This is a genomic window from Mycobacterium sp. 852002-50816_SCH5313054-b (assembly GCF_001667185.1).
Classification (GTDB): domain Bacteria; phylum Actinomycetota; class Actinomycetes; order Mycobacteriales; family Mycobacteriaceae; genus Mycobacterium.
In genome coordinates, this window is the sequence record NZ_LZIC01000147.1 from 1 (window position 1) to 18,539 (window position 18,539).

Below are 18,539 nucleotides of genomic sequence, written 5' to 3' on the forward strand. Positions count from 1 at the left end.
ACCCCGGACCGATCGGCGAACGCGCCGACTGGTGGTGGTACGACCCCTTCCAACCCCAGCCACCGCCCACCAAACTAGGCTGGCCCAAACAGGTTGGGGCATAGCCAATTTCGTTGGCGCCACCCGCTGCTAGGTTGACACGCGGCCATCATGTCTTCGGGGGGGCACGGCGAACGGCTGTGACGCACGATGGTCAAAGCGTTCATCGCGATGTTCACCTGGTGGATGGCGCCGAAGCCGCGTGAACCGTCCTACCGAGAATCGGTGAAGACGGGCAGCTTCGACCAGCCCCGCACGCTGGACGTGTGCGCCTTGGTCGCGTTGGCATAGTCGACTTCCCAGTCCGGCCAGCGCTTGATGACTTCCTCGAGCGCCACCCGCGCCTGCATGCGCGCCAACGCCGAGCCCATGCAGAAGTGCAGCCCGTGACCGAAACTCAGATGGGTGGCGCCGCGGTGGATGTCGAATTCTTCGGCATCGGGGAACCGGCGTTCGTCGCGGTTGGCGGATCCGTTGATCAGCAACATGATCGATCCCTCGGGGACCGTCGTGCCACGCAGTTCGACGTCGCGGGCGACGTAGCGCGCCTGCACCGGCGAGGGCGCCTCGAAGCGCAAGACCTCCTCGATGGCCATGGGAATCAGCGACGGGTCGGCCACGATCTGCCGACGCTGATCGGGGTGCTCGGCCAGCAGCTGGCCGATGAAACCGATGAGGCGCGTGGTTGTTTCGTTGCCCGCGCCGGCGATCATGCTGGTGTACAGCAGCACCTCGGACCGCGTCAGCCGCCGGGTGCCGTCGTCGTCCTCGACCTCGGCGTTGATCAACTGCGTCATCAGGTCGTCGGAGGGGTGGTCCACCCGCCAGTCGATGTAGTTCGCGAACATCTCGTGGCTGTGCTCGAGGAAGTCCTGCGGAACCGCCCTAAACGTGCCCTTTTTCAGGGTGAGCTGGCTGCCGCCCTTGTCGCGGATGGACTCCTGATCGGCTTCGGGGATGCCCAGCAGGTAGCCGATCGTGCGCATTGGAACCATCGCGCCCAGATTCTCGACGAAGTCGAACCTGCCCGAGCCCACCAGCGGGTCGAGCGCGCGCTCGCAGAACGCCCGCGTGAGCGGCTCGATCGCCTCCATCCGGCGCGGCGTGAAAACCTTTGAGAGCACATGGCGATGGACGTCGTGAATCGGCGGATCCTCGAAGAGGATGACACCCGGCGGCAGCTCGATGCCGCTCATGATGATGTCCATCGTGGTGCCGCGACCCGATCGGAAGACGTCGAAGTTCATCAGCTCGCGGGAGACGTCGTCGTAGCGGCTCAGCGCGTAGAAGTTGTACTTCTCGTTGCGATACAGCGGGGCCTCGTCGCGCAGCCTCTTCCAGATCGGGTACGGATCGTCGTCGATGTCGAAATCGAACGGGTCGTAATAAACCTCGGCGGTGCCTGCTCCGGTCATGGTGCAGTCGTTCTCTCGGCCAGCGCCTCCGGCAGCACGAGCTCCCCCACCCGCTTGAGATACGGCCACGCGACCTCCGGCGGCAGCCCGCCGCACAGCGGCGACAGGTTGAGTATCTGGCCGGCGCGTACCCGCGAAATCGCTTCCGGCACCGAGATAATCACGTGCGATCCCGGCGCGGCGCGAAGCTCGTCGACGGTGTCCACATGCGAGAAGCCGGCGGTCGTCTCGTCGCCGGGGTTCCACGCGGCATAGGTTCGCACGTCATGCAACATGTGCTCGCCGAGTTCCTCCCACGCCTGGTCCACGTCGTCGGCGACGAACACGACTGACGGGGTGTCGCGGCTGGGAAACATCGTCGGGCCGGGCGTATGACCGTGCTCCCGGCAGGCTTCCTCGTAGGCCTCCCGCATGCCGGGCACATTGGCGTTGCCCAGCATGCCCAGGCCATACCTGCCGGCCCGGCGGGCCGCCGCCACGCTGCCGCCGCCCCACATCAGGCCCGGACCGCCGGCGGTCTCCGGGCGCGGCGTCACCATGATCCGTCGTCCGTCCCGGCTGACCTTTTCGTCGGAGAGCAGCGAACGCAGCAGCTCGAGCTTCTCGTCGGCGAGGCACCCGCGGCCCTTCAGCGCCACACCGAAGTGCTCGAACTCCTCGGGTCGATACCCCAGGGCCAAGATGTACGACGCCCGCCCGTTGCTGATGATGTCGAGCACCGCCATGTCCTCGGCGAGGCGGACGGGATCGTAGAACGGGAGAATCAGGATCAGGCTCAGCGCCAGGCGCTGCGTTCTCCCGGCCACGGACGATGCCAACAACAGGGGGGACGGCAGATAGCCGTCCTCGGATCCGTGATGCTCACAGAACACCGCGGCCAGGCCGCCATGATCCTCGGCCCACGCGCACATTTCGGGCACGGCGGCATACAGCGCCACTCGCGGCGCTCCCCACGATGGGGCGCGCATGTCGAAGCGCAGTGTGAACACACCCAACTCCTAGACAACCTAATATTTGTCCACGTACGCTACGGTGCCGCCGAGAGCCGCGTCAACGCCTAGGCAAACACGTGCCGCGGCAAAGTCGTCGGGATATCCAGCGAGCTGAGCAGCCCGGGCGGCGCGTCGACCACGTACGGAATCGCGTTGACCACCCGCATGGCCGTCGCCGCCATGGCGGCGCGCCCGGCGCCGTGACCCTCGGCCGCCCCGAGCGTCAGCACGCAATGAATATCCGGATCGCCTTCGATGTCGACGCGGTAGGTCGCGTCGCAGTCCGAAATCGGCCACCCGGGCGCGACGTCGCGGGCCATCCGGATGATGTGCTCGATCACGATCGCCTCCCGGCCGTTGACCACCCCCGCGGCCCGGGTGCGCACCGCGCCGCAGGTGCCCGCCTTGACGGTGCCGAACGCCACCTCGATGTCGCGATCGGTCAGCTGCCGGTCGAGGGAACCGTTGATGCGCTCGACCTCAACCCCCAGCCCCCCGGCGATCAGGGATATCGGTGCCTTCCAAGCCATTTCGATGAAGCCCGGTGTGGACAGCATGGGTTCGAAATCCAGCGGGCGGCCAAAACCCATCCCGTCCATCATCACGTCGGCCACCGGGTAATGGTCGTTGAGAGCGACCTCGCTGGCCGTGATGGTGCGGATGTTCTTCGACTGCGTCGTCATGAGCAACGCCAGCTGATCGGAGGCGAAACCGGGAAAGATGCCCGAGGCGTAGAACGAGACGCCGCCCGACTTGGCCGCCGCCTCGAGCTGATCGCGCCAGTCCGGGGCGAAGTACGACGGCGGGTAGACCAGACTCGTCGATGACGTCGACACGACGTTGATGCCCGCCTCCAGCAGCCGAAGGTAGTCCGGCACGGCGGCGCCGTCGCGGTCGGGGCCGCTCGCGGCGTACACCACGGCGTCGGGCGCCAGGGCGATCAGCGCGTCGGCGTCGTGGGTGGCCGTCACCCCCAGCGGCTCGATGCCGGCCAGCTCGCCGGCATCCTTGCCGACCTTGTCGGGCGAATGCACCCATACCCCAACGAGTTCCAGATCCGGCCGGCGGCGGACCGCGTCGATCGCGATCGACCCCACCCCGCCGGTGGACCACACCACGACTCGTGTCACGCGCGCTCTCCTTACTCGTGGGCCCGGGCGGCCGCGGTCGCGGCGCGTTCGAGGTAGGGCCACGCCGCCTCGGGTAGCACGCCGCCGCACAGCGGGTGCAGCGGCAGGGGCCGCCCGCTGCGCACGTACTCGGTCGCCTCGTCGGGCGTGAAGATGCGGTAGGGGCCGCGCTCCGCACGAAGTGCGGCCACGCTGTCGGCGCGGGTGATGCTGGCCACCGAGTCGTCGTGGGGCCGGTACGACGCCGCCATTGCCGCGTCGTGCAACAGATACGGGCCCAGCGTGTCCCAGGCCTCGTCGACGTCGTCGGCGACGAAAACCGCTGTGGGAGCGCCCCGGACGGGAAATTGAATCATTCCGGGCTCGTGTCCGTGGGCGCGGCACTGTTCTTCGTAGAACTCCTTGAGGCCCGGCAGGTCGGTCTGGGAGACGAATCCGAGGCCCAGACTGCCGGCGCGCCGGGCCGCGGCCTTGCTGCCGCCGGCGATCAACATCATCGGCCCATCGGGGGACCCGCACCGCGGCGTGACGCGGACCGTGCGCCCCCGGTATCCGACGGGCTCGCCCCGCACCAGCGGGCCCAGCACCGCCAAGATCTCGTCGGCCACCCGGCCGCGGGTGGCCATGCCGATGCCGAAGTGGTCGTAGTCCGCACTCCGGTGCCCGACACCGAACGCGTAGGACACCCTGCCCCGGCTGATCAGGTCGAGCACGCTCATCTCTTCGGCAAGCCGGACGGGGTCCCACAGCGGAATCGGCACCGCGGCAAGCAGGATCGCCAACGTGTGCGTCCGTGCCGCAATCGCCGAAGCCAACGTGAGGGGCGCGGGCAGGTGACCGTCGTCGGCCCCGTGATGCTCGGAGAGAACCGCCAGGAGGGCGCCGCGGGTTTCCGCCCACGCGCACATGTCGATCGCCGCGGCGTAGAGGTCGGCGGCAGGCGCGGCCCAGCCGGGGGCGCGCATGTCGAACCTGAGCGTGAACACTAGCAGCACCATAACCTAACATTTGTTCGTTAAGATAGTGCCTGCTTTCTTAAATCCTTGACCCCGCGGACCCGCGGCTGTAGCTTGCGACGTAAGAGCAACGGCCGCCTCGGCTTTCATCGCGTCCGCACCTGAGGAGAAACAAGATGACGGCTCATCGCGTGGTGGTGTGGGCGACCGGCGGCATCGGATCGATCGCCATTCGCGCTATTCAGCGTCGCCCGAACCTGGACCTGGTCGGGGTATGGGTGCACTCGCCGGACAAGGACGGCAGGGACGCCGGCGAACTCGCCAACGGCGAACCGATCGGCCTGGCCGCCACCACCGACGCGGACGCGCTGATCGCGCTCAAGCCCGACTGCGTGATCTACGCGGCCAGCGGTCCCGAGCGCGACGCGCTGGCCATCCCCGATTACGTCAGGCTGCTCGAGGCCGGCATCAACGTCGTCACGACCAGCACCACACGCCTGGTCAACCCGCACGCCTACGAGCCCGCGGAGTGGCGCGACCAGGTGGCCGCCGCGGCCAAGCGGGGCCAGGTGTCGCTGTACGCGTCGGGAATCGAACCGGGCTTCGCGGCCGACTACCTGCCGTTGGTGCTGTCCACCCAGTCGTCGTCGATCGAAAAGATCCATGCGTTCGAGATCGGCCTGTACGACGATTACGGCGTCCCCGACATCATGAGCGACGTGCTGGGTTTCGGCCGGCCGCTCGACTACCAGCCCTGGATCGGGTTCCCGGGGGCGATCGCCGGCGAATGGCAGGGCCAGATCCGGTTGGTCGCCGACGCGCTGGGCGTCGAAGTGCAGGAAGTCCGCGAATATTTCGACCGCGCGGTCACCAACCGGACGCTGGAAGTCGCGATGGGCACCGTCGAGGCCGGGACGTGCGGCGCGCTGCGCATGCGGGCGATCGGCGTGGTGGACGGCCGCGAGGCCATCGTCATCGAGCACGTCACCCGGCTCGCCCACGACGTCGCCCCGGACTGGCCGACCGGGATCGGCGATTTGTCCTACCGCATCACGATCTCCGGTGACCCCGACATCGACTGCACGCTGGCCGCCACGCTGAAGGACCCCCGCAAGGCCGGAGTCGCGGGCATGACCTCCGGGGCGGGCGCGATGGTCGCCACCGCGATGCGCGTCGTCAACGCGGTCCCGTATGTGGTTGCCGCGGAACCGGGGCTGCTGAGTTCGGTCGACCTGCCGCTGACGATTCCAAAGCACGCATTCCCCACCTAGTCTGCCGGGGTGAGCTTTAACCCGCTCGAGGAAGTTACGCTGGCCCAACTGCGGCTGCGCACCAGCATGAAGTGGCGCGCGTACCCCGGCGACGTGTTGCCGCTGTGGGTCGCGGAGATGGACGTCAACCTGGCGCCGGCGGTGGCCGACGCGCTGCGCCACGCCATCGACATCGGCGACACCGGATACCCTTGCGGCACCGCGTTTGCCGAGGCCGTCAGCGAATTCGCCTCGCGGCGTTGGCAATGGCACGACCTGGAGGTCGGGCGCACCGCGATCGTTCCCGACGTCATGCTCGGCGTCGTCGAATTACTGCGATTGGTCACCGACCGCGGTGACGCCGTCGTCGTCAACCCGCCGGTCTACGCCCCGTTCTACGCGTTCGTCGCGCACGACGGCCGCCGCGTGATCGAGGCGCCGCTGGACGTCGACGGCCGAATCGACTTGGGCTCCTTGGCGGACGCGTTCGCGCGCGCCGGCGCTTCGGGCGGCAGGGTCGCGTATTTGTTGTGCAACCCGCACAACCCGACCGGGTCGGTGCACACCGCCGAGGAGCTGCGCCAGGTCGCCGAGCTTGCCCGCCACTTCGGTGTCCGGGTCGTGTCCGACGAGATCCACGCGCCGGTCATCTTGCCGGGAGCGCGCTTCGTTCCGTATCTGACCGTGCCCGGGGCGGAGGACGCCCTGGCCGTGACGTCCGCCTCCAAGGCGTGGAACCTGTCCGGCCTGAAGGCCGCGTTGGCCATCGCCGGGCCGGAGGCCGCCGCGGACCTGCGCCGCATGCCGGAGGAGGTCAGCCACGGCCCGAGCCACTTCGGGATCATCGCCCACGCGGAAGCGTTCCGCAGCGGCGGCGATTGGCTCGACGCGCTGCTGGCCGGCCTCGACGCGAACCGGACGTTGCTGGGCGAGCTGGTCGCCGAACACCTTCCCGGCGTGAAATATCAATGGCCGCAAGGCACTTACCTCGCCTGGCTCGATTGCCGCGAGCTCGGGTTTGCCGAGGAGGCCGCCGACGGGCTGGCGGTGGTCGCCGATCTGGCCGGGCCGGCCCGCTGGTTCCTCGACCACGCCCGCGTCGCGCTCAGCTCCGGCCACGTCTTCGGAACCGGTGGCGCCGGGCACGTGCGGCTGAACTTCGCCACCTCGAAAGCCATTCTCGGCGAGGCACTCTCGCGAATGGGCCGGGCGCTTGAGCAGGCGCGGTAGCTCAACGACGCCCTAATGCTTAGCCTTTCGGCTATGCGGGAATGTCCTCGGCGCGGTCGAGGTTGCGGAAGCCTTCGGCGGGCTTCTTGATGCCCAGCAAAAACGGCAGCGAGATCAACTCGAACTTGGCCGTCTTCCCGAACCGGCCGAGACGTCCGGGCCGGGGCGGTGCGTCCGGCACTTCGGACGTGGCGAGGTCGATGTAATGCGTGGAGGTGTCGCCGATGCCTTCGAAGTGGTGAACCAGCGGCTTGCACAGCCCGCGCATGGGGTCGTCGAGGCACGCGGCAACTGGATCGGTCATCAGCACGTATTCGACCACTGGCACCGAGTTTTTCAGCATCCGGTGTACCAGGATGACGTCGACGCCGGCGAGTTCGACGTGGCGCTTCACCTTTTGCTCCGCGACCTCGCCCTGATGCACGACGAACTTCAGCGACAGGTTGTCCAGCTGCCCACAGCTCGCGCACTCGCAGGCGATGTCCGCCTTGAACCGTTCGCGCTGAGCGAGGAATGCCTGGCGCATCCGTGACAGCCGCTCGCACACGAGCATTTTGGCGTTGCCGTCCGGCGCCCAGAAGAAGGCCGCGTCGCCCTCCAGCTTCGCGAGCTTCAGACCCTTGCCTGCGTCGATCACGGCTTCCAACAACCCGGCCACCGTTAGCTGAGCGTGCGCCAGGTGTGTCCGGTTCCAACTCATGTAATGCGTGTACCCGCCGATGTCGGCAATGAGGAGGACAGCGCGCCGGATGGCCATGATGTGCGCAGTTTAGTGGTTGCCGGCCGGTGGCTCAATGAATCTGGCACTGGACGAAATCGCCCCGCCGCGAGAGGCTTGCAGGGGTCCCACCCCGGAGGAGCCGAGTATGCGAGTGCTGCGAACCCCAGACTCCCGATTCGAAAACCTGGAGGGCTATCCGTTCGTAGCGAACTACCTCGACGTGGCGGCGAGCGACACCCAGCCGCTGCGCATGCACTTCCTCGATGAGGGGCCGGCCGATGGCCCGCCGATCGTGCTGCTGCACGGCGAGCCCACGTGGAGCTACCTGTACCGCACGATGATTCCGCCGCTGGCCGACGCCGGGAACCGCGTGCTGGCGCCCGACCTGATCGGCTTCGGCCGCTCCGACAAGCCCAGCCAACCGGAGGATTACACCTACCAGCGGCACGTCGAGTGGGTGACCGCCTGGTTCGAACGCCTCAACCTGAAGGACGTCACGCTGTTCGTCCAGGACTGGGGTTCGCTCATCGGCCTGCGCATCGCCGCCGAGCAGGGCGACCGGATCGCGCGGCTGGTGGTGGCGAACGGCTTCCTGCCCACCGCGGAGCGACCCACGCCGCCGGCCTTCTACCTGTGGCGGGCCTTCGCGCGCTACTCCCCCGTGCTCCCCGCCGGTCGCATCGTCGCCGTCGGAACCGTCCGGCACGTGCCCTCCAAGGTGCGGGCCGGCTACAACGCCCCGTTTCCGGACAAGACGTACCAGGCGGGGGCGCGCGCGTTCCCTCAGCTCGTGCCGACCTCGCCGTATGACCCGGCGATCCCGGCCAACCGGGCGGCGTGGAAGGCCCTGAGCCGCTGGGAAAAGCCGTGCCTGGCCATCTTCGGCTCCCGCGACCCCATCCTCGGGCACGCGGACCGGCCCCTGATCAAGCACATCCCCGGCGCGGCGGGCCAGCCGCACGCGCGCATCAACGCCAGCCACTTCATCCAGGAAGACGCCGGACCGGAACTGGCCGACCGCATCGTGTCCTGGCAGCAGGCCCTGCGCTGAGCGCCCTTACGGGGTGCTGATCAGTCGCGAGACGCCGCGCATCACCGCCCGGCCGGCCGCGTGGCGCACCCGATCGAGCGCGGTGCCCGCATCCGGCGGGCGCGCGGACCCCAGGCGCGGGAACAGCGCCAGCGCGTTGGTGCGCTCGATCGCCGCCCGGGCCCCGGCGTCGAGCCCGCGGTAGGTTTCCAGGCCGGCGGCGAACAGCTTGCCGGCCGCGACGGGCGCGAAGGGCCAGTCGGAGCCGAAGGTGACGTGCCCGGGCTTGGCGAAGGCGAGCAGGCTCGGCAGCGCCGCCGCGCTCGACGACAGCGCGGTGTCGAAGTAGAAGCTCGCGAAGTCATCCAGGCTATCGGCCGGGCTGCGTCCCGTGTCGCCCGTGATGGCGACCGCCATGCGGTGCGAGGCGTAGGGGACGAACCCGCCGGCGTGGCTGAGGATGAACGTGATGTTGGGGTAGCTGCGGCGGATGCCGTTGCGGACGAGCAGATAGGCCGCGCGGGTGGTGTCGAGCAGGAAGTCGGCGGCGAACGGCGCCACGCCGTCAACCGCGGGACCAGGCAGGTTGGCGGGATGGATGAACACCACCGCGGACCGCGCGTTCAGCGCGGCGAACAGCTCGTCCTGGCCGGGCTGGCCGAGGTAGGTGCCCGCGTTGTTGGCAAGCAGCACCACGCCGTCCGCGCCCAGTTCGTCGAGCGATCGGGTCACCTCGGCGACAGATTCGCGCAGGTGCGGCATCGGGATGGTCGCGAAGAAGCCGAACCGGTCGGGCTGTGCCCGGGCGAGTTCGGCGAGGTAATCGTTGATGTCGCGGGCGAGCGCGGCGGCGTCGGTGGCGGCGGGCAGGAACGCGGTGCCCGGGGTCGACACGGACAGGATCGCGGTGGCGACGTTCAGCTCGCCCATGGTGTGCAGCGATCCCTCGGGGCTCCACTGCGGCAACTCGCGACCGCTCGCCTCGTCGATCCCCGCCTTGCGCAACAGGTCTCGATAGAACGACGGGATGGCGTGGTGGTGGGTGTCGATCCGCAACATCGCTGCTCCCTGTCGATCAGTGGTCTGGAATGCCCGCGCCCGTCAGTGCGGGCACCACGTCCTCGTTGTGTAGCAGCGACGCGGCTGAGGCTTTTAAGGTCCTGAACTGGCCCAGTTTCTCGATGATCGTCTGTCCCTCTGGAGTGTGGCCCCAGATGCTGATGCCCGGTAGGTGGTGGTCTCCCAGGTGGCCTCGTGCTGGCCCACGCCGAGCGCCATCCGGAAGCCGAGTTGCTTGACGCGCTGGTAGGCGGCCGTCATGTCATCGAGGTCGGCAACCTGGACGTTGACGTGCTGGACCCGGGTGCGGATCGGGTTGAGCCTCAGCCGGTTGCCCGCCGCGATCGCCACGGTGTGGTGCCGCTCGTTGACCCGCAAAAAGCGGATCTTGAACTTCAGGAGGCTGATCGTCTCGTCGATGTAATCGGACAGCCGAGCGTCCAACACCGCGGCATAGTAGCCGTGCAGCTGATCGGGTTTGGTGGTGGTGACGGCTACGTGCCCCAAACCCGCTGCGCCGGTGACGAACCCGCCGACCGCGGCGAGGCGTAGCGGGTCCGCGGCGGGCCGGGCGCGCGTGAAGACCTCCTGGGTCAGCCCGTTGGGCCCGGGGAAGCGGACCAGCCGTTCCACCCCGCGCAACGCGGCCTGTTCGTCGGTGCCATCGGTCACCGGCACCCCATGACGCTTGACGCGGGCGAGGACCGTGTCGAACGCGTCGTGGTCGTCAGCAGGAAACGGCATTCGTTGTCGTCGAGGCGAAACCGCATCGCGTCGCTCGCCGCGTCGTCGAGGTGCATGCCGATGGCGTCGCGGCCGAATCGCCGCCAGTCGCCCAACTTTTCGGTCTCGATCACCACGTAACCGAGCTGGGCCCTGCCGAACACCGAGGCGGTCATCACCAGATCCGCGCTCGGCAGCAGGTTCAGCAGCATCGGGCCGCCCGCCTCCCGGCTTGGCTGGGCCCACGGCTGCGACCTGCACCGGCTGCAGGACGCCGCCGACGACCTGGTCCGGCCGCTGCAGGACCGGCCGGTGCGGGTCGACCGCGAAACGCTGACGCTTGGCTATGCGGGCGTGTACTCCAGCTTTTTGCGGCACGCGGAGGCCGCCGCGGCCCAATTCGACATCGACGCGCGCACGCTGCTGGAAGAGGCCGGTCGGCGCGGCATGGTGGGCGGCCAGGAGGACATGCTCGTCGACATCGCCCTCGACCTGACCGGATCGCGCTGAATCCGTCGTCCCCTGGTCGCCGCCGCCCAGGGATGCAACGATCAGCGCATGGACATGATGACGATGGGCCTCGTCGGGACTGTCGTGGGCGCGTCGGCCATGGGCATCGCGGGAGTCGCGAGGTCCGCGGCCGATAACTTGCTCCCCGGGATGGTGGGGAACCACAACAACAAGCATCAGATGAACATGCACCTGCACGGGCAGCGCTGTGACGCGGTCCGACGCTGGCGGAGCGGTTTGGCGGATGCGCGGGACGCCTATCGGCAGTGGGCCTGCGGCCCGCGCGATGGCGATCCGCCCAACGTCGTCGGCGACGAGTGGTTCGAGGGCCTGCGGCCGTACCTGCCGACCACAGGCGAAGCGGCGGAATTCCGCACCGCGCACGAAGTCCATTGCGACAACCCAACTCTCACGCTGCTCTCGCTCGAGATCGGCCGGATCGAGAAGGAGTGGACCGAGGAGGCGAAGGGGCGCCGGCGCCGCCATCGCATTTAGCCGAGCGTCGAGTTATGGCGTGTTTGGGGCCGGATCGGCGCAACTACTCGACGTTCGGCGCCGTTACGGCGAGGACCGCTGCGGCGAGTTCGGGACGGCACACCACCACGTCCGGCAGTTTGGGGTCGGGTTGGTTGTAGATCAGCGGTGACCCGTCGATGCGCGACGTGTGCAGGCCGGCGGCCCGCGCCACCGCGACGGGGGCGGCCGAGTCCCATTCGAACTGGCCGCCGGCGTGCACGTACACGTCGGACAGGCCCTGGACGATCGACGCCACTTTGGCTCCGGCGGAACCCATTTCCACCAGGACGCCGCCCAGCGCGTCGCGCACGGAGAGCGCGATAGCGGGCGGCCGGGTGCGGGAGACGACGATGCGTGGCTGGTCGGGCGCGACGGGCGGCGCGTCGACGTACGGGGTCGCGAGCGTGATGCCCTGGGCGGGCAGCGCCACCGCACCGGCGACGAGCTCGCCGGCCTGCCAGAGCGCGACGTGCACCGCCCAGTCGTCGCGCCCGAGCTCGGAGAATTCCCGTGTCCCGTCGAGCGGATCGACGATCCATACCCGCTCCGAACGCAATCGCACCGGGTCGTCGGCGCCCTCCTCCGACAGCACCGCGTCGTCGGGCCGCTCGCCGGAGAGCGCCTCCATCAGGAAGTCGTGGGATCGCTTGTCCCCCGCCGCTTTCCGTTCGCCGGCGGCGGCGTCGGCGAACTCCTCCCGAACCGAAAGCAGCAGCCGCCCCGCCTCGGTGGCCAGCCGCGCGGCCAGCGCGTGATCGTCGTTCATCCGTTCTCCAAAATCGGCGGTAACCTGAATAAGTTGGTAGTGTTGACCAACTTTACCGTGCCATGAAATCTTTGCCGCAGTCGCCACGCAAGCCCGCATTTCTGCCATAACCTGGAGGGGTGAGCGGGGGCAACGTCTCATCATCGAACAGGGTGCGGTTTCCGGGGGGACACCTGGGGATGGCTGGTGTCGTGCTGGCTGTTGTGCTGATCGGTGTGCTGGGCTTCGGCGCGGTGAAGCTGATCGGCGGCCACCAAAGCGCGTCGCCGCAGCCCACCACCCCACCGTCGCCGACGTACTTCGCCATCCCGGGCTGCTACAACCCGTCGGTTCCGCCGGTTGAGCGACCGCGGAAGCTCAACGTCCTGGGATGCGCGAGCGTAGCCGTTGCGCTGCAAGACATGTCGTGGACCTCCTGGGGCCCGCAGGGTGCCGACGGGACCGGTACCGCCGTCTTCAAGATCTGCGACCCGAACTGTGCGTCCGGGTATCAGCTCACCGACCCGGTCGTCGTGCATGCGTGGAACGCCCAGCCGCCGCGGTCCGATGCGATCTGCCAGGCCGGTCTGAAAATCTTTTCCGACCTGGTGCTGGCCTTCCCCAAGGCGACCCCGCCGCCCACCGCGCAGAAAATGAACACGCAGTACAACGGGATGCCCGCCGTGCATTTCGCCAACTATTCGGCCACCAGCAACCGCGACGCCCAATTCATCGGCTACACGTTCTGCAACTAGCGCTGGCTAGACCTCGATGACGACCGCGCCGCCCTGCCCGCCGCCCGCGCACATCGCCGCGACGCCGATGCCGCCGCCACGGCGGGCCAGCTCATAGGTCAGGGTGGTGATCATGCGCGCGCCCGAGGCCGCGATGGGGTGGCCGAGGCTGCAGCCGCTACCGGAGAAATTCACCTTCTCTTCGTCGATGCCGTACTGGCGGCACGCCGCGATCGGCACGGAGGCGAACGCCTCGTTGATCTCCCACAGCGCCACGTCGTCGACCGAGATCCCGGCCCGCTGCAGCACCTTGCCGATCACCTTGACCGCGCCCAGACCGCAGTCCCGCGGTGGCACGCCCACGGCAGCCCACGCCCGGACCGTGCCCATCACGTTCAGCTTCTCCGCGAGGGCGTAGTCGCGGTCGACCAGCGCGACCGCGGCCGCGGCGTCGTTGGTGCCGCTGCTGTTGCCCGCGGTGATCGAGAAGCCCTCGATCTCCGGGTGCAGCACCTTGAGCGCGGCGAGCTTCTCGATGGTGGTGTCACGCCGGGGATGCTCGTCGACCGAGAAGTCGGTCACCGAACCGTCGATCTGGGTGATCTTCAGCGGAACGATCTCGTCGAGGAACTTCCCCGCGTCCATGGCGGCGATGGCACGCTCATGCGACCGGGCCGCCCAGGCGTCCATCTCCTCGCGGGTGATGCCGACCGTCTGCGCGGTGTTCCACCCGACCGTGATCGACATGTCCTTGGTCGGCGCGTCCGGCGTCTCGACGTGGGTGGGCGGCAGCCAGCGCTCCTCGAACTTCAGCTCGGGGCCGGGAATCCGCTGATTCATCAACGGCGTCATCGACAGCGACTGCACGCCGCCGGCGATGAGCACCCGCTCCATCCCCGAGCCGATCTGCGCCGCGGCGTTGCCGATGGCGGTGAGGCTGCCCGCGCAGTGCCGGTTCACGGCCTGGCCGGGGATGTCCTCCATGCCCGTCGCGGCGGCCGCATAACGCGCCAAATCCCCACCGCCGTAGTGCGATTCGGCGAAGATGATGTCGTCGATGACCGACGGGTCGATGCCGGACCTGCGCACCACCTCGGGCAGCACCGTGGTGATCAGGGTCTCGGGCGGCGTGTTGACGAGCGCGCCCTTGAAGGAGCGGCCGATCGCCGTCCTGGTGGCTCCGACGATCACGGGTGTGGCCATGTTTTACCTCGAACTGTTGGGTGCCAAGTTTACGGGAATCGCCTCAAGTGTAACGCCACGGCCTGACCCGGAATCCCCCGGTGCCGCTAGGCTCGCGCAATGACCACCACCCCCCTCATTGAAGGTGACACCACCCGCACGGCCGCATACCGCGTTGCGGCCATGCTGATGGGCATCGGCACCGTCCACTTCCTGGCGCCGAAGCCATTCGACGACATCGTTCCCGCCGAGCTGCCCGGGGACGCGCGGTTCTATACCTACGCATCGGGCGTCGCCGAGATCGCCGTCGGCGCGCTGCTGGTGCCGCGCCGCACCCGGCGGTTGGCTGCGCTGGCGGCCGTCCTGCTGTTCGTCGGCGTGTTCCCGGCCAACGTCAACATGTGCCGGTTGTGGTGGGACAAGCCGTGGCCGATGCGCATCGCCGCGCTGGCCCGGCTGCCGCTGCAGATCCCGATGATCACCACCGCGCTCAAAATCCGGCGCAACAGCTGACGCACCGGTTGTCTGGCCCGATTCACCGAGCGTGAACTCACGGCCGATTTCCCGCTGATTTCTCGCCGTGGCTACACGCTCGGCGCGAGCGATGCCACAGGAGGTTCCCCTTGAGCACGACGGGCATCGCGGTTGCGCTCGCGATCGCAGCCGCGTTCATGATCGGCATCGGGGACGTCCTCGAACAGCGATCCGCCCAGCAGGTGACCGACAAGCCGGTCGGTACCTTCACCCTGTTCCGGCGGCTCCTGCGCGATCGGCGCTGGTGGACCGGCAGCCTGGTGGCCGCCGCCGGATTCGGTCTGCAGGCCGCGGCTCTCGGCCTGGGTTCGGTGGTGCTCGTGCAGGCGCTCTCGGTCACCTCCTTGCTGTTCGCGTTGCTCATCAGCGCGAGGGTCAACCACCGCAAGATCACGCGCCGGCAAGGGATTTGGGCCATGCTGCTCGTCGCGGCCGTTGCGGTGGTGGTCACGGTCGGCGACCCGCAAGCGGGAACGCCGCGGGGATCGGTTGAGACGTGGATCGTGGTGGGCCTGATCATGGGGCCGGCGCTGATCCTGTGCGTGATCGGCTCTCGCGTGTTCTCCGCGTCGGTCGGCGCGCTGTTGCTTGGCCTGATGTCCGGCTCGCTGTGGGGCCTGTTCTCGGTGCTGACGAAGGGTGTGGTCGACCAACTCGACCGTGGCATCCCGGCCTTGCTGCGCCTCCCCGAGCTGTACGTGTGGGCGGTGCTGGCCATCGTCGCCACGGCCTGGGAGCAGTCGGCGTTTCGGGCCGGGCCGCTGACCGCGTCGCTGCCCGCGGTGACCGTCGCCGAGCCCGTCGTGGGATCGGTGCTCGGCGTCATCGTGCTGGGTGAGACGCTCAGCACCGCCCGCACCAGCCTGATCGCGCTCGGACTGTCGGTCGCGGTCATGGCCGCCGCGACGGTCGCGCTGGCGCACAGCCAGGCCGCCGGGGCGCCGCAGTCAGACCATTCGCGAGCCGACGCGGTGTAGCGTTCCGTCCGGATCGACATAGGCGAATTCCCTTAAACCGTAGGGCGTCTCGTGCGGGTCGATCAGGCGACCGGCGAGATTTTCCAGCGCCGCCCATTCCGCGTGGAGGGCGTCGGCGTCACTCACATAGAGGTACACACTGGCGGCCGTGCGCAGCGGATCGTGTTCGGCCCATTCGGTGAGGTGAATCGACACGTCCCCGCGGTCGACGAACCCGTAGCGTTCGGGACCCTGGTAGGCGCGGGCGTCGAATCCGAGTTTGCGGTAGCGGTCGAGGGCGATGTCGAGGTCTCGGACCGGCACGATCGGCGACACGGAGTGGAACACGATTTCGGGCACACCACAGGGTGTCACGCGGCGCTGCCGTATGCTCCATCCGCAAACCACCTCCGAACAGCTGACGCGTGGGGGTACGCGGACCGCCTGACGAGCCAACTCAAGCACGAAGGGCACTCACCCATGCGCAAGCTGACAGCCGCGGTCGCCGTTGCCGCTATCGGGATACTGGTCGCGGGCTGCGACAGTGGCAACGGGGGCGGCACCGCCTCGTCGTCGACGACCACCACGACCCCCTCGAAGCCGCCGCTGGCACAGGCCGCGTTGGTGACTCTGATGCTCACTCCGCCCGAGATCGACGGCGCGGTGGGCGGCACCGGAACGACGGTCGCCGACAAGTCCGACACGCTGCCGGACGACAGCAACTCGCCCTATCCCCAGGGGTACAAGTTTCCGGCCGAATGCCTTTACATCCAGCACCCCGGGGAGGCCACCGTCTACGCCGGCAGCGGGAACACCGCGGCTCACGGGGAACGCAGCAACACGCCCCTGCCGGCCAACTCGAACGACTCGGACCCGGAGGTGACCCAGGTGGTGGTGTTGTTCCCCTCCGCCAAGGAGGCGAGCGCCTTCTACGCCACCTCCGCGCAGCGCTGGCCCGCCTGCGCCAACCGCCAGGGCACCATCCCCGGCGACGCGGACGCCCCTGAAATTCAGTGGAAATCGGGAGCGGTCACCAACGCCAACGGCGTGTTGAGCACCACTGCCGCCGTGACCGCGACGAGGAACGGCGCCACCCTTTCCCAGAACTGCCAGCGGGCGCTGACCGTGCGCAACAACGTGGTCATCGACGTCGACGCGTGCCGCGCGGACCCCGCGGGCCTTGCCGTCACCATCGCCAATCAGATCGCCGGCAAGGTGGACAAGCAATAACCTGTCGCGCAAGCGATTTAGGTAGCCGTCGCCGTATGCCCGATGGCCACCCGACGTTTACCCGTCCGGTGTGGTCATCGGCCGCGGCGCACGCGTACGCTCTGGCGGCCGAGCCAGTCAAGCCACCATACTTGCGCCATCACCGAACCTGGTTGTAAGCCGTACCCGCACATGGCATCCTGCGGGCGACTGACGCACAGCGTTGAGGAGGACAAGTGAGCACATCCGAGACCGCGGAGCCCCGCGGTGCGCTGCCCGTAATCCATCTCTCCGAGCTGCTGCGCGCCCCGGTCCTGGCCCGCTCCGGCGAGGCCGTGGGCCGCGTCGAGGACGTCATCGTGCGGCTGCGGGACGCCGACGACTATCCGCCCATCACCGGGATCGTCGCCGGGGTCGGCGGGCGGCGGGTGTTCGTCGGCACCAAATCCATCGACGAGTTCGGGCCGGAACGAATCGTCTTGACGAAGAACAAGGTTGACCTCCGCGGCTTCGAACGCCGCGACGGGGAGGTACTGCTGCGCGCCGACGTGTTGGGCCACCGGCTGATCGATGTGGCCGCGGTGGATCTGGTGCGCGCCTACGACGTCGAGCTCGAAGACACCGGCTCCGGATGGGTGCTCGCGCGCCTGGACACCCGACGCCCGCCCCGGTTGTTCGGCCTGATCAAGCAGTCCGGCGGGCACGCCGCCCGGGATTGGAAGGCGTTCGAGCCGCTCATCGGCCACGCCCGCTCGGATGCCGTGCGGCGCCTGTCGGACCGGTTTGGAGAGTTCAAAGCCGCCGAGATCGCCGATCTCCTCGAGGAAGCGGACAAGGCCGAAGGCGGCGAAATTCTCGACCGCGTGCACGACGACCCCGAATTGGAAGCCGACGTGTTCGAGGAGCTGGACCCCGACAAGGCCAGCCGCCTGCTTGACGGCATGCCCGACGATGAGGTCGCGGCCCTGCTGGGCCGGATGCGCGCCGACGATGCCGCCGACGCGATCGCCGACCTGCGCCAGTCACGCCGCCGGCGCGTGCTCGACCTGATGCCGGCCCCCCAGCGCACCAAGGTGATCACGCTGATGGGGTTCAACCCCGAAAGCGCCGGCGGATTGATGAACGTCGACTTCGTCTCGTGTGCCGCCACCGCGACGGTGGGCTCGGCGCTGGCGCTCATCGCCGCCGCTCGCACCATCCAGCCGGAGGCGTTGGTCAAGGTGCACATACTCGGTGAGGGCGACCGCCTCGCCGGTGTGGTGTCGGTGATCACCCTGCTGCAGGCCGATCCCGGCGAAAGCGTTGGGGCACTAATGGATTCCGATCCCGTGTGCGTCAGCGCCGATGCGGACCTGACCGACATCGCGCTGTTGATGGCGGACTTCAACCTCTACTCCATCCCTGTCGTGGACGAGCAGGACCGCGTGCTCGGGGTGGTCACCGTCGACGACGTCCTCGAAGCGACCATCCCCGAGGACTGGCGCCGGCGCGAACCCGCCCCCCGCCCGTTCCGCGAAATCACCCACGCCGACGGCCACGGCCCCGTATCCGGAGGCGAGGGACCGTGACCTCGAGCCCCGACAAGCCCACCCCACCCGCGACCGCGGC

General features: G+C 68.6%; 19 protein-coding genes and 2 pseudogenes. 11 read left to right on the forward strand and 10 right to left on the reverse strand.

Going from position 1 to position 18,539, the window contains the following annotated elements; translation table 11 throughout:
* A partial coding sequence (locus A5787_RS28430; RefSeq protein ID WP_231994161.1) for a hypothetical protein occupies positions 1 to 104 on the forward strand: 104 nt, incomplete at its 5' end.
* Between the two features lie 147 nt (positions 105 to 251).
* Here the strand turns inward: A5787_RS28430 and A5787_RS25970 are convergent.
* The 4 genes from A5787_RS25970 to A5787_RS25985 form a co-directional block, all read right to left on the reverse strand.
* Complete coding sequence (locus tag A5787_RS25970; RefSeq protein ID WP_066972586.1) at positions 252 to 1,454, reverse strand: cytochrome P450; 1,203 nt, start codon at positions 1,452 to 1,454, stop codon at positions 252 to 254.
* Positions 1,451 to 2,443, reverse strand: coding sequence for an LLM class flavin-dependent oxidoreductase (locus A5787_RS25975; protein WP_066972588.1), 993 nt, complete (start codon positions 2,441 to 2,443; stop codon positions 1,451 to 1,453). The genes A5787_RS25970 and A5787_RS25975 overlap by 4 nt, the downstream gene beginning before the upstream one ends.
* Before the next feature lie 68 nt (positions 2,444 to 2,511).
* Positions 2,512 to 3,576, reverse strand: coding sequence for a dihydrodipicolinate reductase (locus tag A5787_RS25980; RefSeq protein WP_066972591.1), 1,065 nt, complete (start codon positions 3,574 to 3,576; stop codon positions 2,512 to 2,514).
* 11 nt (positions 3,577 to 3,587) lie between these two features.
* The gene (locus A5787_RS25985; protein ID WP_066972740.1) at positions 3,588 to 4,562 is read right to left on the reverse strand and encodes an LLM class flavin-dependent oxidoreductase; all 975 of its coding nucleotides are present in this window, start codon (positions 4,560 to 4,562) and stop codon (positions 3,588 to 3,590) included.
* Between the two features lie 146 nt (positions 4,563 to 4,708).
* Between A5787_RS25985 and A5787_RS25990 the strand changes: the two genes are divergently transcribed.
* Positions 4,709 to 5,803, forward strand: a complete 1,095-nt coding sequence (locus A5787_RS25990) for a dihydrodipicolinate reductase (protein WP_066972593.1) — start codon at positions 4,709 to 4,711, stop codon at positions 5,801 to 5,803.
* A 66-nt stretch (positions 5,804 to 5,869) separates the two neighbouring features.
* Positions 5,870 to 7,012, forward strand: coding sequence for a MalY/PatB family protein (locus A5787_RS25995; protein WP_369829164.1), 1,143 nt, complete (start codon positions 5,870 to 5,872; stop codon positions 7,010 to 7,012).
* A 31-nt stretch (positions 7,013 to 7,043) separates the two neighbouring features.
* On the opposite strand, the gene A5787_RS26000 is transcribed toward A5787_RS25995, so the two are convergent.
* Complete coding sequence (locus tag A5787_RS26000; RefSeq protein ID WP_066972597.1) at positions 7,044 to 7,769, reverse strand: DUF2652 domain-containing protein; 726 nt, start codon at positions 7,767 to 7,769, stop codon at positions 7,044 to 7,046.
* Between the two features lie 109 nt (positions 7,770 to 7,878).
* On the opposite strand from A5787_RS26000, the gene A5787_RS26005 reads away from it, so the two are divergent.
* Complete coding sequence (locus A5787_RS26005) at positions 7,879 to 8,784, forward strand: haloalkane dehalogenase (RefSeq protein WP_066972599.1); 906 nt, start codon at positions 7,879 to 7,881, stop codon at positions 8,782 to 8,784.
* 6 nt (positions 8,785 to 8,790) lie between these two features.
* On the opposite strand, the gene A5787_RS26010 is transcribed toward A5787_RS26005, so the two are convergent.
* Together A5787_RS26010 and A5787_RS26015 are read right to left on the reverse strand one after the other, a co-directional pair.
* Positions 8,791 to 9,822: an amidohydrolase family protein gene (locus tag A5787_RS26010; protein WP_066972604.1), complete on the reverse strand. Its 1,032-nt coding sequence runs from the start codon at positions 9,820 to 9,822 to the stop codon at positions 8,791 to 8,793.
* 16 nt (positions 9,823 to 9,838) lie between these two features.
* Positions 9,839 to 10,721, reverse strand: a pseudogene (locus A5787_RS26015) (VOC family protein).
* Positions 10,722 to 10,767: 46 nt separating this feature from the next.
* Here A5787_RS26015 and A5787_RS26020 point away from each other — a divergent pair.
* Positions 10,768 to 11,055: pseudogene (locus A5787_RS26020) on the forward strand (4-hydroxy-2-oxovalerate aldolase); the annotation flags it as partial.
* Between the two features lie 48 nt (positions 11,056 to 11,103).
* Positions 11,104 to 11,550: a hypothetical protein gene (locus tag A5787_RS26025; RefSeq protein WP_066972610.1), complete on the forward strand. Its 447-nt coding sequence runs from the start codon at positions 11,104 to 11,106 to the stop codon at positions 11,548 to 11,550.
* Positions 11,551 to 11,593: 43 nt separating this feature from the next.
* On the opposite strand, the gene A5787_RS26030 is transcribed toward A5787_RS26025, so the two are convergent.
* Positions 11,594 to 12,337, reverse strand: a complete 744-nt coding sequence (locus tag A5787_RS26030; RefSeq protein WP_066972612.1) for a 3'(2'),5'-bisphosphate nucleotidase CysQ — start codon at positions 12,335 to 12,337, stop codon at positions 11,594 to 11,596.
* Positions 12,338 to 12,516: 179 nt separating this feature from the next.
* On the opposite strand from A5787_RS26030, the gene A5787_RS26035 reads away from it, so the two are divergent.
* The gene (locus A5787_RS26035) at positions 12,517 to 13,071 is read left to right on the forward strand and encodes a hypothetical protein (RefSeq protein ID WP_066972615.1); all 555 of its coding nucleotides are present in this window, start codon (positions 12,517 to 12,519) and stop codon (positions 13,069 to 13,071) included.
* A 6-nt stretch (positions 13,072 to 13,077) separates the two neighbouring features.
* Here A5787_RS26035 and A5787_RS26040 read toward each other — a convergent pair whose 3' ends face one another.
* Positions 13,078 to 14,253 carry a thiolase family protein gene (locus A5787_RS26040; RefSeq protein ID WP_066972617.1) on the reverse strand — a complete coding sequence of 392 codons (1,176 nt, stop codon included), beginning with the start codon at positions 14,251 to 14,253 and terminating at the stop codon, positions 13,078 to 13,080.
* Positions 14,254 to 14,352: 99 nt separating this feature from the next.
* On the opposite strand from A5787_RS26040, the gene A5787_RS26045 reads away from it, so the two are divergent.
* Positions 14,353 to 14,745, forward strand: a complete 393-nt coding sequence (locus tag A5787_RS26045) for a DoxX-like family protein (protein ID WP_066972619.1) — start codon at positions 14,353 to 14,355, stop codon at positions 14,743 to 14,745.
* Between the two features lie 110 nt (positions 14,746 to 14,855).
* Complete coding sequence (locus tag A5787_RS26050) at positions 14,856 to 15,743, forward strand: DMT family transporter (RefSeq protein WP_197507416.1); 888 nt, start codon at positions 14,856 to 14,858, stop codon at positions 15,741 to 15,743.
* Here the strand turns inward: A5787_RS26050 and A5787_RS26055 are convergent.
* Positions 15,714 to 16,073 carry a VOC family protein gene (locus tag A5787_RS26055; RefSeq protein WP_082977460.1) on the reverse strand — a complete coding sequence of 120 codons (360 nt, stop codon included), beginning with the start codon at positions 16,071 to 16,073 and terminating at the stop codon, positions 15,714 to 15,716. The two genes, A5787_RS26050 and A5787_RS26055, sit on opposite strands and share 30 nt — an antisense overlap.
* A gap of 129 nt (positions 16,074 to 16,202) precedes the next feature.
* Here A5787_RS26055 and A5787_RS26060 point away from each other — a divergent pair, with 129 nt between their 5' ends.
* Positions 16,203 to 16,952 carry a sensor domain-containing protein gene (locus A5787_RS26060; RefSeq protein WP_066972625.1) on the forward strand — a complete coding sequence of 250 codons (750 nt, stop codon included), beginning with the start codon at positions 16,203 to 16,205 and terminating at the stop codon, positions 16,950 to 16,952.
* A 215-nt stretch (positions 16,953 to 17,167) separates the two neighbouring features.
* Positions 17,168 to 18,499: a magnesium transporter MgtE N-terminal domain-containing protein gene (locus A5787_RS26065; protein WP_066972633.1), complete on the forward strand. Its 1,332-nt coding sequence runs from the start codon at positions 17,168 to 17,170 to the stop codon at positions 18,497 to 18,499.
* Positions 18,500 to 18,539 lie beyond the last annotated feature (40 nt).

What these genes read in the sequence shown, in the direction of transcription:
- A5787_RS25990 (WP_066972593.1), top strand. Translation starts at nt 4,709, where the DNA reads ATGACGGCTCATCGCGTGGTGGTGTGGGCGACCGGCGGCATCGGATCG.
- A5787_RS25970 (WP_066972586.1), bottom strand. Translation starts at nt 1,454, where the DNA reads ATGACCGGAGCAGGCACCGCCGAGGTTTATTACGACCCGTTCGATTTC.
- A5787_RS26000 (WP_066972597.1), bottom strand. Translation starts at nt 7,769, where the DNA reads ATGGCCATCCGGCGCGCTGTCCTCCTCATTGCCGACATCGGCGGGTAC.
- A5787_RS25995 (WP_369829164.1), top strand. Translation starts at nt 5,870, where the DNA reads ATGAAGTGGCGCGCGTACCCCGGCGACGTGTTGCCGCTGTGGGTCGCG.
- A5787_RS26035 (WP_066972615.1), top strand. Translation starts at nt 12,517, where the DNA reads ATGGCTGGTGTCGTGCTGGCTGTTGTGCTGATCGGTGTGCTGGGCTTC.
- A5787_RS26030 (WP_066972612.1), bottom strand. Translation starts at nt 12,337, where the DNA reads ATGAACGACGATCACGCGCTGGCCGCGCGGCTGGCCACCGAGGCGGGG.
- A5787_RS26025 (WP_066972610.1), top strand. Translation starts at nt 11,104, where the DNA reads ATGGACATGATGACGATGGGCCTCGTCGGGACTGTCGTGGGCGCGTCG.
- A5787_RS26010 (WP_066972604.1), bottom strand. Translation starts at nt 9,822, where the DNA reads ATGTTGCGGATCGACACCCACCACCACGCCATCCCGTCGTTCTATCGA.
- A5787_RS26060 (WP_066972625.1), top strand. Translation starts at nt 16,203, where the DNA reads ATGCGCAAGCTGACAGCCGCGGTCGCCGTTGCCGCTATCGGGATACTG.
- A5787_RS26005 (WP_066972599.1), top strand. Translation starts at nt 7,879, where the DNA reads ATGCGAGTGCTGCGAACCCCAGACTCCCGATTCGAAAACCTGGAGGGC.
- A5787_RS26040 (WP_066972617.1), bottom strand. Translation starts at nt 14,253, where the DNA reads ATGGCCACACCCGTGATCGTCGGAGCCACCAGGACGGCGATCGGCCGC.
- A5787_RS26045 (WP_066972619.1), top strand. Translation starts at nt 14,353, where the DNA reads ATGACCACCACCCCCCTCATTGAAGGTGACACCACCCGCACGGCCGCA.